This is a genomic window from Aeromonas sp. Y293-4, from assembly GCF_027705905.1.
Lineage (GTDB): Bacteria > Pseudomonadota > Gammaproteobacteria > Enterobacterales > Aeromonadaceae > Aeromonas > Aeromonas veronii.
Genome location: NZ_JAPDCI010000003.1, coordinates 1 through 12,656 on the forward strand (window position 1 = coordinate 1; position 12,656 = coordinate 12,656).

General features: G+C 62.5%; 9 protein-coding genes and 1 rRNA gene. 8 read left to right on the plus strand and 2 right to left on the minus strand.

Going from position 1 to position 12,656, the window contains the following annotated elements; translation table 11 throughout:
- The 8 genes from rrf to OKC31_RS04025 all read left to right on the plus strand — a co-directional run.
- A 5S ribosomal RNA gene (rrf, locus tag OKC31_RS21705) occupies positions 1 to 87 on the plus strand; the annotation flags it as partial.
- A 183-nt stretch (positions 88 to 270) separates the two neighbouring features.
- Positions 271 to 777, plus strand: coding sequence for an NUDIX domain-containing protein (locus tag OKC31_RS03995; RefSeq protein WP_270656330.1), 507 nt, complete (start codon positions 271 to 273; stop codon positions 775 to 777).
- A gap of 132 nt (positions 778 to 909) precedes the next feature.
- A complete protein-coding gene (locus OKC31_RS04000; protein ID WP_270656331.1) occupies positions 910 to 3,072 on the plus strand; it encodes an AsmA family protein in 2,163 nt (720 codons plus the stop codon).
- 145 nt (positions 3,073 to 3,217) lie between these two features.
- Complete coding sequence (locus OKC31_RS04005) at positions 3,218 to 4,600, plus strand: ATP-binding protein (RefSeq protein WP_270656332.1); 1,383 nt, start codon at positions 3,218 to 3,220, stop codon at positions 4,598 to 4,600.
- The gene (locus tag OKC31_RS04010) at positions 4,597 to 5,244 is read left to right on the plus strand and encodes a response regulator transcription factor (RefSeq protein WP_270656334.1); all 648 of its coding nucleotides are present in this window, start codon (positions 4,597 to 4,599) and stop codon (positions 5,242 to 5,244) included. Before OKC31_RS04005 ends, OKC31_RS04010 begins: the two co-directional genes overlap by 4 nt.
- Positions 5,245 to 5,309: 65 nt before the next feature.
- Positions 5,310 to 6,074 (plus strand): DUF2861 family protein, encoded by a 765-nt coding sequence (locus tag OKC31_RS04015; RefSeq protein WP_270656335.1) that lies wholly within the window; start codon positions 5,310 to 5,312, stop codon positions 6,072 to 6,074.
- A gap of 108 nt (positions 6,075 to 6,182) precedes the next feature.
- Positions 6,183 to 8,384, plus strand: coding sequence for a glycoside hydrolase (locus OKC31_RS04020; RefSeq protein WP_270656336.1), 2,202 nt, complete (start codon positions 6,183 to 6,185; stop codon positions 8,382 to 8,384).
- 95 nt (positions 8,385 to 8,479) lie between these two features.
- A complete protein-coding gene (locus tag OKC31_RS04025; RefSeq protein ID WP_247823406.1) occupies positions 8,480 to 9,010 on the plus strand; it encodes a GNAT family N-acetyltransferase in 531 nt (176 codons plus the stop codon).
- 88 nt (positions 9,011 to 9,098) lie between these two features.
- On the opposite strand, the gene glnE is transcribed toward OKC31_RS04025, so the two are convergent.
- A complete protein-coding gene (glnE, locus tag OKC31_RS04030) occupies positions 9,099 to 11,972 on the minus strand; it encodes a bifunctional [glutamate--ammonia ligase]-adenylyl-L-tyrosine phosphorylase/[glutamate--ammonia-ligase] adenylyltransferase (RefSeq protein WP_247823405.1) in 2,874 nt (957 codons plus the stop codon).
- Between the two features lie 159 nt (positions 11,973 to 12,131).
- The gene (locus tag OKC31_RS04035; RefSeq protein WP_270656338.1) at positions 12,132 to 12,578 is read right to left on the minus strand and encodes a GNAT family N-acetyltransferase; all 447 of its coding nucleotides are present in this window, start codon (positions 12,576 to 12,578) and stop codon (positions 12,132 to 12,134) included.
- Positions 12,579 to 12,656 lie beyond the last annotated feature (78 nt).

The window sequence follows — 12,656 nt, forward strand, 5'->3', positions numbered from 1 at the left end:
CTGATCCCATGCCGAACTCAGAAGTGAAACGCGGTAGCGCCGATGGTAGTGTGGCATTCGCCATGCGAGAGTAGGACCCTGCCAGGCACCCAATACAAGAAACCCCGCTCATCGAGCGGGGTTTTTTATTGCCTGAAAATCAGCAAATCGCCTGATAATTGCCCCGTTTTATTACTATTCCTTTGAATTCCTCGTCTTCCCCGTCTGTTTTACTCATAAAAAACGATCGCAACAGCTTAAAATGGCGCTTTATTTCGTCGGAGATAGCCCATGTTTTGTCCAAAATGCGGCGGTCAAACCCTGCAGAGCGTCAGCCCCAAAGAGTTTCGCTGTGGCTGCGGTTTTCATTTTTTCCAGAATGTGGCGACTGCGGTGATGGTGGCGCTTTGCTGGCAGGATGAGGTGCTGGTTGCGGTGAGAGCGGGCAATCCGGGCAAGGGGTTGCTGGATCTGCCGGGAGGATTTGTCGATCCCGGCGAGTCACTGGAGGCGGCTCTGGTGCGCGAGTTGCAGGAGGAGCTGGGACTCGATGTCAGCGCCCAACCTTTTACCTATCTCGGTTCCTTTCCCAATATCTATCCCTACGATGGCATCACCTATCACACCTGTGACACCTTCTTTGCCATCATGCTGAGCGAAAAACCGGTCATCCAGCCGGCTGACGATGTTGCCGCCTGCCAGTGGCTGAAGATCAGCGATATTTCCTTATCCAGCTTTGCTTTCGAATCGACGCGTACCGCGATGGCGCGGCTGCAGCAATCCTCTTTGCAAGCCTGATCCCTGCTGATGACGATGGAGATTGGCAGCGACCATCCCTGTCTCATCCTTGTCCGCTTTTGTCCCGCAGACGCCATTCGTCAGACGGTGAGTGGTATAGTCTGCAGTGGATCCGGATTCAAGGAGCATATCGTGAAGAAGATAGTTCTCATCTTGCTCGGTATCGCCGTGGCGGCCTTGCTGGCCATAGTGACGCTGATAAGCCTTATCGACCCCAATCAATTCAAGCCCCAACTGGCTGAACAGGTGCGCAAGAGCACGGGCCGGGAACTGGTGATGGCGGGGGAGATTGACTGGCGTTTCTGGCCGAGTCTCGGCCTCTCGCTGGAGAAGGTTGCTCTGCGCAATCCGGTCGGTTTTGCCGAGCCGGATCTGATTCGTTTCGAACAGGGCGAGGCCTCGGTGGCCCTGTTGCCGCTGCTCTCCCATCGTCTGGAGATTGGCAAGGTGACGCTGAGTGGCGCCCATCTCTTTATCCAGACCAAGGCGGATGGCAGCTCCAATCTGAGCGGACTGATCAATGATGCCGCTGCTGATGCAAGCGAACCGGTCGTCCCCGCAACCCCTGCGCCAGCCGCTGATAGCAAGCCCTGGCAGATCAGCTTGCAGGGTGTCGCGCTCTCCCAGGCCAGCGCGCTGGTACAGGATGATCGCAGCGGCACCTCGCTGCGACTGGATCGCCTCGATCTCGATATGGGGCAGCTGGCCACCGGTCAGTGGGTACCCGTGACGCTGGTCGCCAAGGGGAGTGCCGACAAGCTCGCTTTCGACGTTAAAGGGCAGACCCAGATCAAGCTGGCGCAGGAGGTGATGGCGAGTGAACTGAAAGACTTGAGCCTCAGTGGCAGCCTGAGTGATCCGTCCCTGCGACTCGACAGTTTCTCCATCAAGGGAGACCGACTGGCCCTTGGTGAGTGGAGCAACCTCACGTTGGCGCTGAAGGGGGCCAAGGGTGAGGGGCAGCAAGCTTCACTGGCTGGCTCGCTGGAAGGAACGCTCAAGGGACGGCTCGATAAAGAGATGAAGCTGGCCGAGCTCTCCGATGTGCTGCTGACGGCAGCGCTGGAAGGTGATGCGCTGCCACGCCCGCAGATGAAGCTGAAACTGGCCGGGTTTGCCCGTGCTGAGCTCGAAAAGCAGTTGATTACCCTGAGCAAGCTGGTGATGAGTGCCGATGAGGCGCTGCTGAGTGGTGATGGAACCGTGCAGCTTGGCGCTGTTCCCGCAATCAGCTTCGATCTCAAGGGGGAGACGCTGGATCTCGACAAATGGCTCGCCAATTCGACACCGGCCACTCCAACACAAGCGAAAGAGGGCAAATCGGCGGCCGGTGCTTCAAATACCGCTGCAAGTGACAATAAAGCGGCAACCGGCAAGCGCGAAGCCCTCTCCGCGGTCGAACCGGATCTGGGCGCGCTCAAGGGGGTGGATCTGGATGGTCGGCTGCAACTCGGCAGCCTGCACCTGAAAGGGCTGGATCTCGGTGCTGTCGATCTGCAGGTGGCTCTGGCCAAGGGACTGCTCACGCTCAAACAGTTCAGCGCGACCGTAGCAGGCGGTCAGGTAAACGCGAACGGGGTACTGGACGCACGCCAGCAGCCCGCCACCTACAAGGTGCACAAGCAGGTGGCCGGAGTGAACATTCGTCCCTTGTTGCAGACTCTGGCCCAGAGTGATCTGCTGGAGGGCAAGGGCGATCTCGATGTGCAGGTGCAGGGCCGTGGTCTCTCCGCGCTGGCACTGCGCAACGGGATGCAGGGCAAGGTTACCTTGAAACTGAGCGACGGTGCCCTGCACGGCATCAACCTGCCTGAGATGATCCGCGAGGCGCGGGCTTCCCTCAGCGGCAAGGGGGCCGAGCAGGTGAAGGAGGCGCGCAAGACCGACTTCAGCGCCCTCACCGCCAGCTTCCAGATTGCCAACGGCATCGCCCGCAGCAACGACATCCAGCTCTTTGCTCCCGCCTTGCGCGTCAAGGGCGAGGGGCAGACGGCGTTGGTGCCGGAGAGCCTCGACTTCCTGTTCCTTACCTCCATCGTCGAGAGCAGCAAGGGGCAGGGAGGGAAGGATGTGGATGAGCTCAAGGAGATCACCATTCCGGTGCGGATCGGCGGCTACTGGCAAGCCCCCAGCTATCAGCTCGATGTGAAGACGCTGCTCAGCAACAACAAGCTGCTGGAGGATAAGGCCCGCAAGGAGGCCGAACGCGGCCTCAAGAAGCTGCTGGGTGACAAGGCCGACAACGAGGCCGTCAAAGGGGCGGCTGACCAGCTGCTTAAGGGACTGTTCAAATAGGTGACACTTCACATGGGCAGGCGCGAGCCGCGCCAATGCCGTTAGCGGTTGACCGGATGTCAGCGCCATTGAAAAATGGCGCTGACATTTTTTATGGCGCAGTGATCTGCTGCGCCTTGATCCGGAGTCATCTCGAGTTGAACCCATGCGCCTGATCCTGCTGCTCTGCTCCCTGATCTGCTACGGCATGGCGTATCCCGTGCTGGCCGGGCCGCTGGCAGATCGTCTGGCGGGCGAGCTGGCCAAGCAGGCTCCTGAACAGGCGCTGCCTCTTGACGAGGTGCAGCGGCTCGATCGTCGCCTGATCGCTCCCGACTCCCTCTATCCTGCCTGGCAGCGTTACCCGCTGCGTCAGTTGCAGGCCATCTATCTCTATCAGCAGGAGTGCGGGACAGAGAATGAGTTGCCCGCCGAGTGGCTGCCACTGCTGCGAGCGCTTTGCGGCCAAGGGGCTGTGCCCTCGACCCGCTGGTTTGCCGCTCACCCCATCTATCCGCTGGGCGGCTCCAGCTCGGCTCGCTGGCAGGTTGGTCATCCGGCGGCCGGGCTCGACGCTCTGCTCCATGTGCGGGAGCGGCGTGATCAGCTGGGGCTGCTTGGCGAGCTCGGCGATGACAACCTCGATGCCCTACTGCGGGGCGAGCGCTGGCTGCTGCAATCGGGTCACCTCTGGCTACTCGCAGAACAGCAGTGGCGCCGTTATGGCGCGGGGCAGTGGCAACCGCTGGCCGAGCGGCTCGGCGTGACGCTGGATAGCCGAGTCGATGGCCCCTGTGAAGAGCGAGTCGGAGCAATTTGCTTCAATACTCGCCCCACGCTTGGTTGGCAGTGGCTGGCGCTGGCCAGCACGCTTGGTTTTATCCTGCTGCTGGGGTGGGCCAGCTGGCAGCGCTCGCGCCTGCTACGGGAGCGGCGCGTCGCGTTGCAGATGCTGACCCACGAGCTGCGTACTCCCATCATGGCGCTCTCCGGTATCAGCGAGGAGCTGCGCCACGATTTCGACCAGCTCCCCGCTTCCGCCCAGCAGAGCGTGGGTCAGCTGCTGGGCAGTGTCGCCCGCCTGCATCAGCTGGCGCAGGCCAGTCGCCACTATCTGGCGGCTGAGACTCTCGAAGATGAGCAGGTGGCGGTCAGTCTGGCCGAGTGGCTCACCCTGGCCTGCGAGCGGCATGACGCCACCTTCTGCCTTGAGCGGGAGATGACTCTGGCGCTCCCCTTCTACTGGCTCGATCTCGCCCTCGACAACCTGCTGCGCAACGCCAGCCAGCATGGCCGTGCACCGGTTCGGATCTGTGCCAGCTGGCAGGCGAGGCGTTTGATCCTCGCGGTCAGCGATGGCGGCGAGCTGCCGGGTTACCGGCTCGCCACCCTGCTGCGCCGCGGTGCCCGTGCCGAGGGTTTGGGGTTGGGGCTTGCCATCGTGCGCCATCTGCTGCGCCGTCTTGGCGGGCGTCTCGCCCTATCCGGCCCGCCCACTACCTTTACCCTGACGCTGCCCTGCCAACTCTGGAGCGACCCCGAATCATGAAAACCATCCTGCTTGTCGAAGACGAGGCGCTGCTGGCGGAGAACCTGCAACGCTATCTGACCCGAGAGGGATATCGCTGCCTCTGGTGCGACACTCTGGCTGCGGCGGAGCAGCAGTGGCAGGCGGCGGATCTGGTGCTGCTGGATCGCTCCATGCCGGAGGGGGATGCCCTCGACTGGCTGCCCCTGTGGCTGGCGCGCAAGGCGCTGCCGGTGATCGTGCTCACCGCAAGGGTGGAGGTGAGCGATCGGGTGGCCGGGCTCGATGCGGGGGCGCGCGACTACCTGACCAAGCCCTTCTCCCACGACGAGTTGCTGGCGCGGATCCGGGCCCAGTTGCGTCAGCTGGGGGATGGCACTCAGGCGGTGGGCGGCTTGCAGCTTCATCCCGCCCGGATGCAGGCGAGTTGGCAGGATGCGGAGGTGAGCTTTACCCCCACCGAGTTTGCCCTGCTCACCCTGCTGGTACGGATGGCGGGGCGGGTGCTGAGCCGGGAGGAGATCCTCAACCGGGTATGGGGCTATCAGGCGTTTCCCTCCACCCGCACCGTTGATACCCATATTCTGCAACTGCGCCAGAAGCTACCCGGACTGGCCATCGAGACGGTGCGCGGCATCGGCTACCGGCTGGAGGTGCCAGCGTGAAGCGTGCAACGCTGGCTGGGCTGCTGTTGGCTCTAAGCGGCGGCCTTCTGAATGCAGGTAGTGTGATGGCAACCGAACGCCTCCTGGAAACCAAACGCGCCGACCCGCTGCAACCGGCTACCTTGGCGCTGTTGCAAGGGGATAACCGGCACGCCTGGCAATCTTTGCAGCAGGCATGGCCTGCCCTCAACAGCGATGCCGAGCGCCGCAACTGGCAGGGGATGCTGACTGCGCTGAGTGCCCAGCACTGCGGCAAGGATTTCCCGCTGACTCTGCCTGATGGGGTGAGCGAGCTGCACCTTGAGCTGATCCAGCGCGATGCGCCGTTGTTGCGGGACTATCGGGTGCAGTTGACCGGGGAGGGGCCCATCACCGCCGCTGAACTTATCGATCCCGCTGGTCTCAACCGGTTGGCAGGTGCCCAGTGGGAGGCGGAAGAGAATAAAGGGGTCAGGGTTGTCGGGGCCGATCTACCTACGCCTTTGCCAGCCGGACTCTATCTGCTGCGGTTGGCGGTGGCGGGCAAGGATTGGCAGGTAGCGCTGCCGCTGCCTGCGGTGCAGGATCTGGACTGGCTCTCCCGCTCGCCGCTGGCGGTGGCCAGTCCCCCCGCCAATCCCGCTTCTTGTATGCCGCTCTGGCTCGATCAGGCGGTGCTGGCTCGCCCGCAATATTCCCTGCTCTGGTGGAACCGCCTGCCTCTCGATGGCAAGGTGGGTTGGCCTGCCGCCACGCCCGACAGTTGGCGTACCCTCTCGCTGGTGCAAACCAGCCAGCGCGGTCAGCTGGTGTTGCAGCTAAGCCATAGTCAGGCGGGGCCGGTGGACTAATGGATATCGTGATGGTCAGATGCCTGAAATCCTGACATTGGCCTGACAATCGCAGGCGGCCAATCTGCTGAAATGGCGATTCCCGTGTGTTATCAGGAATCACCGACCATGACTCTTCTTCCCGTGCTAACGAGCCGGATCCGCCCGCTGCTGCTGTTGGCGCCGCTGTTCTCCCTGCCTGCCGAGGCGCTGACCCTTGCCAACGATCAGTGGCGCATCGAGCTGGATCCCGCCACCCTGGCGGCCGAGGCTGTGCTGCCATCGGGCAAGCACCTTCTCATCTCTTCTCCCGGCCCGCGTCAGCCGGTCACCGCGCTGCAGCAGGAGGGGGAGCGTGCCAGCTGGCTGACCCGTGCCGATGGCGAGATGCGGGCCTTGGCTCGCCTTGAGGGTAACCGTCTGATCCTCACCCTGAGCCGTGCGAGTGCTGGCGAGCTGGTGTGGCCGCGGGTACCGGCAGGTGCACAGGCGCTGATACTGCCGATCCACGAGGGATTTCGCATTCCGGCTACGCACACTGCGTGGCGCAAGGCGCTGGCGCAGGAGTATCAGGGGATCAACACCACCGAAAATCTCACCCTGCCGGTGGTCGGGCTGGATCACGGCGATCAGCAGCTGGCGATCCTCTTTGCCAACCCTTTCAACAACCGGCTCACCTTTGCTCCGAAGAAAGATGGCATTGCCCTCACCGCGACCCACAGCGTCAATCGCCTCAATCTGGCTGACCCCTATGAAGTGGCAGTGTCGTTGCAACCGGGCAACGACTGGCTGGCGGCGGCCAAGGCCTATCGCAGCTGGTTGCAGGAGCGGGGCGAGCTGGTCTCGCTCGAAAGCAAGCTGGCGGCGGTACCGGATGGCAAACGGCTGATCGGTGCCTCTCACCTCTACCTCTGGGGCGAGCGACTGCTGGTGCCACAGGATGTGAAGAGTTGGCCCGCGCTGCGCCGCCTGATCCCTGTTGACTGGCTCAAGGGGGAGAGCAAGCGTGAGCTGCAAGCGCCCGATCTTGAGCGAAACCGCTACCTGCAAAACCGGGTGCTGGCCGGAGTTGAGCAGGCGCTGGCGCTGCGCCATCCGGGTCAGCAACCGGCTGATTTCGCTGCCCGGCGCGCACTGGCGGCCAGGCAACTGGGGGCTGCGCTTAACGAGCCGCAGAGTTGGGGTGATGGCAGCTCGGCCAAGATGATCTATGCCCTCAAACAGGCAGATCTTCCCAGACTTTGGCTGGGGCTGCCCCAGTGGACCGCCGGTTTTGCTGCGTCAGAGGGGATGGAACTTGCCAAAGCGGCGGGCTATCTCATCGCTCCTTACGACTCCTACGATACCGCGCTGCCGGAGGGGAATCGCCAGCAGAGCTGGCTCACCGCCCAGATGGGGCAGGATATCTACCTGCGCTGCGGCATCATGCAGGAGAACGGGCGGCGCAAGAGCGGCTTTCAAAACAGCGGTGTCTACACCAATCAGGCCTGTGTGCGCCCGGTGATGGAGCAGCGAGTGCCCAAATTGCAGCAGGCGAGCCACTACAACAGTTGGTTCCTCGATGTGGCGGCGACCGGCATGGTGTTTGACGATTTCGACCCGGCCAAGCCGACCAGTCAGGCGCAGGATGCACAGAACCGGATGGCGGGAATGGCGTGGATTGCCAGGAGTCAGGGTGTACTGGTGGGCTCCGAGGAGGGCGGCTCGGTTGCCAACCGCACCGCGGCCTTTGCCCACGGCCCCCAGACCAGCGGCTTTGGCTGGCAGGATCCCGATATGCGCCGCAACAAGCGCTCTCCCTACTATCTGGGGGTCTGGTATCCCGACTATCAGCCTGCGTTCTTTTTTCGCCAGAGCCACCTAAAACCTGAGTATCAGGGGCTCTACTTCGATCCGGCGCTGCGGTTGCCGCTGCTCCAGAGCGTCTTTCACGACAGCATAGTGACCACCCACCACTGGACGATGGACAGCCTCAAGTTCAGGGAGAGCCGTCAGGTGACCGAACTGTTGCAGCAGCTCTACAACGTGCCGCCGTTGCTCAACATGAGTCTGGATAGCGCCAGCGTGCGCATTCCCTACCTCAAGGGACTCGATGCCTTCTTCCGCCCACTGCATGAGCGGCTCTACAACCAGCCGCTCACCGGTTTTCGCTGGCTCGACAAACGAGGAGAGGTGCAGCAGAGCGAGTTTGCCGATGGTACTCGACTGATAGCCAACTTTGGCCCGGCCACCGAGCTGGCAGGGATAAAACTGGCCGCTCAAAGCGTGCTGGCGCTGCTGCCCGATGGCAGCCAGCAGCGGTTTGTCTCGCAACCGGATGGCGCCCGCTAATCGGGCGTTCTGGCTTTTATTTCATCAGAGGATGATGTGGCAGAACTTTTTATGTATAGATGAACGTTCTGCGAAATAAACGAGAGGTAGTTCTGATGATTGAGAGTGAAGTGATTAGAGAGGTAAACCATCCGGCGTGGCTGCTGGTCTGGCAGATCTATGGCGAGAGTTTTCCCCGCTACGAGCAGCGCCAGTCACAGCATCAGCCCCAGAAGATGCGGGATCCTCGCTATCACTGCCAAATCTTTTATCAGGACGGCCTGCTGCTCGGTTTCATCTTCTGGTGGGCGTGTGGCGAGCAGATCTATATCGAACATCTGGCCATCAATCCGGCACTGCGCGGCCGCAACTACGGCAGCCGCCTGCTGGCCGAATTTTGCGAGCGGGCAGGCAAAACCGTCATTCTCGAGATCGATCCGCCAGAGGATGAGATTGCCATTCGCCGTCTGCGCTTCTATCAGGGGCTGGGCTTTTGTCTCAACGACTATGCCCATCTCCACCCACCCTATCATCCTGACTATCAAGGTCATGCCCTGCGGGTGTTGAGCTATCCGGGGCTCCTTGAGGAAGAGGCCTATCAGCGTTTCAACAGCATGCTGGTGGAGACGGTGATGGATCACGGCTGAGCAGCCGCAAGAATGCTGTTTTACCGATAAGAGAAGGGCCCGCCTGAAGCAATTCAGGCGGGCCCTTTTTCATTGCCGCTGGCGGGAATTACTCCCCCAGCAGGGTTTGCCAGACGGCGAGCACATGGCTGCGCTCGTTTTGCAGCTGATCGTCGCTCACCTTGCGGGAGATCTCCGAGAGGTTGAGGCGATGGCCGAGGTTGCGGATCTCCAGATAGGCCTGCTTCAGCCCCTCCGCCTGCTCCAGGGTCAGCACCCCCGCCATCACGCACTCATCGAAGATGCGCACGTTATCGGACCAGCGGGTGAGGGCATCGGGCTCGCCGCAGGCGTGGGCCAGCACCAGATACTGGGCGATAAACTCGATATCCACCATGCCGCCGGGGGACTGCTTGAGGTCGAACTCGCCGGCGCCGGCCTTGAGCAGGTGATCCCGCATCTTGTGGCGCATCTCGCGCACCTCGCGGGCCAGGGTCGGCAGGTCGCGTTCCCTGGCCAGCACATCGCGGCGGATGCGGGCAAACTCGGCAACGATGGCGTCATCGCCATAGATGGGGCGAGCCCGCACCAGTGCCTGATGCTCCCAGGTCCACGCCTCGTTTTGCTGGTACTGCTCGTAGGCCGACAGCGACGAGACCAGCAGGCCGGAGTCGCCGGAGGGACGCAGCCGCATATCGATCTCGTAGAGAATGCCGGACGGGGTGCGGGTGCTGAACAGGTGCAGGATCCGCTGGGCCAGGCGCAGGTAGAACTGGCGGCTGTCGATGGGTTTGCGACCATCGGTGTAGCTGTTGGGGTCGCCACCGTGCAGGAACACCAGGTCGAGATCCGAGCCGTAACCGAGCTCGATGCCGCCCAGCTTGCCATAGGCCACCACCGCAAAGCCGCGCTGGCCGCTGGTTGCCACCTCGGGCGGCACTCCGTAGCGCTCGCTCATCTGGGCCCAGGCCTGATTGACCACCTCCTCGGTGATCGCCTCCGCCAGCCAGGTGAGGTGGTCGCTCACCTTCATCAGCGGCAGGGCGCCAGCGATGTCGGCCGCCACGATGCGTAGCAGCTGCACCTGCTTGAACTGGCGCAGTGCCTCCATCTGCTGCTCCACATCCTCTTCGGGGATGCGCAGCAGGAACTGGCGCAGCTGGGGTTTGTACTGATCGAGCGGGGTGGGGTGATAGAGGTGCTGGGGATCGAGCAGCTCGTCCAGCAAAATGGGGTAGCGGGCCAGCTGCTCGCTCACCAGATGGCTGGCGTCGCACAGCCGCACCAGCTGGCGCAGGGCGCCCGGGTTTTCCGCCAGCAGCTGCAGATAGGCGCTGCGGGTGAAGATGCGGGTCAGCAGCTCACATACCCGCTCGAACAGACGGGCGGGCTGCTCGCAGGCGACCACCAGTCGCAGCAGCTCCGGCATCAGCCAGTCCAGCGCGATGCGCCCCTGCGGCCCTACCTGGCGGCGCTTGTACTCCTCCTTGAAACGCAGCAGGGCGGCGCAGAGCGGGGCGGGCTCGGCCACCCCCTGCGCAGTCAGCAGTTTTTCCAGCTCGGTGGCGTCGAGCTCGGTGCGCCAGAGATCGAGCCAGAGCTGCTCCAGATGGGCGGGTGCCTCTTTCTCTTCCCCCACCACGGCAGCGAACTCCTGATGGACGGCGGCCATCTCCTCATCGAGATGAGCCATAAAGGCGTCCCAGTCAGCAAAACCCAGAGCAGCGATCAGCCGCTGGCGATCCCGCTCCTCGGTGGGCAGGGTCTGGGTCTGTTGATCGCCGATCTCCTGCAATATGTTCTCGACCCGACGCAGGAAGCGATAGGCATCCAGCAAGCGATCGCAATGGGCAGATTCGAGGGCGCCACATTGGGCTATGGCGGCCAGCGCTTCGGGCAGGTGGCGCACCCGTAGCGCCGGTTCACGACCGCCGCGAATAAGTTGCAGCGCTTGGGCGATAAACTCCACTTCACGGATGCCGCCAGCCCCCAGCTTGATGTTGCCCTCCAGCCCCTTGCGGCGCACCTCGGCAGCGATCATCGCCTTCATCTGGCGCAGGCCGTCGATGACGCCGAAGTCGATATAGCGGCGAAACACGAAGGGGCGCAGCATCTCGGCTAGTTCCACCGCGTGCTCGCACTGGGGCCCCAGTACCCGCGCCTTGACCATGGCGTAGCGCTCCCAGTTGCGGCCGTGGTGCTGGTAGTAATCCTCCATGGCGGCGAAGGAGATGGCGAGCGGCCCCGCATCGCCAAAGGGGCGTAAACGCATATCGACCCGGAACACCTGACCATCCTGCGTGGGCTGGTGGAGGGCGTTGATGATGCGCTGACCGAGTTTGATGAAGAATTGCTGGTTGGCCAGCTCGCGCCGTCCGCCGACCGTGTAACCGTTCTCGGGGAAGGTGAAGATAAGGTCGATATCCGAGGAGAAGTTGAGCTCACCACCGCCCAGCTTGCCCATGCCGAGGATAAGCAGCGGCTGCGGGTTGCCGTTGCCATCCATCGGGGTGCCCAGCTCGCTGCACTGTTTGGCGTAGAGCCAGTCGCGAGCGGAGCAGATCAGGGCATCCGCCAGTTTGGTGAGGTGGATAAAGCTCTCTTCTACTTCAGCGTGGCCCAGCAGCTCGCGCCAGGCGATCACCAGCATGCGGCTGCGGCGGAACTGGCGCAGGATGCGCTTGAGCGCCTCTTCATCACTCACCTCGGCGAGTAGGGCGGTCAGATCGCTCTGGTAGGCGGGCCAGCGCTCGGAGCGCTCCAGATCCCCGGAGGCGAGCAGTTCGGTCAGCAACTCTGGCTGTTTGAAGAGGGAGTCGGCGACAAAATCGGAGAGGCCGAGCAGGGTCAGCAGGGTCTGGCGAACGGGCTCGGGCAGCGAGCCATAGTCGGGGGCCAGTTCGATCAGCCGTTGCCATTGGCGCTCGGCCTGTTCTTGCAGCAAGGGGGAGAGGGCAGAGAAAGAGGGAGAGTGCTGGGCCACGGTTGCCGTCCTTGTGGTTCACGACAGCGGGTTAACAACACGGTGTTAACAACGCTGCCGGTTCAAAATGGTGGTTGCCAATCTAGCACTGTCAGGCTCCCGCGTCACAGCGCAGGGGCGAGAAGCATGATCTGGTGGGAATTATTGGCCGCCAGTCAATCAGGTGCGCTGGTAGATGGCAGGGTTATAGATCTCCATCAGGCTGTCTGGACTTGCTGGGGGCGCAAAGCCAAAACCGGCATAGAGGCCGTGAGCATCAGAGGTGGCGAGAGCGAGACGCCGTAATCCCTGCAACTCGGGATGGTCGACAATGGTTGCCACCAGAGCCTTGCTGTAACCCCGGCCGCGGTACTCCGGCAGCACAAACACGTCCGCCAGATAGCCGAAGGTGGCCTTGTCGGTGATAACCCGGGCGAAGGCAACCTGCTGACCATTGACATAGCCGCCAACGCAGAGGGAGTGGTTGATGGCTCGCACCACAGTGCTGTGGGGAATACCGCGACACCAGTAGGCTTCTTCAGACAAGAAGCGGTGGATAAGCGGCAGATCGAGCCGCCCCTTGTCGTCACTGAGCTCGAGTGGTGGGTGCGTTGCATTCTGCTGCATATTGGCTCCTTGCCGTGCGCTGGAAATGAGAAAGGCCCCCTCAAGGGGCCTTCCAGTCTAACCGGATTGGGGCATGAA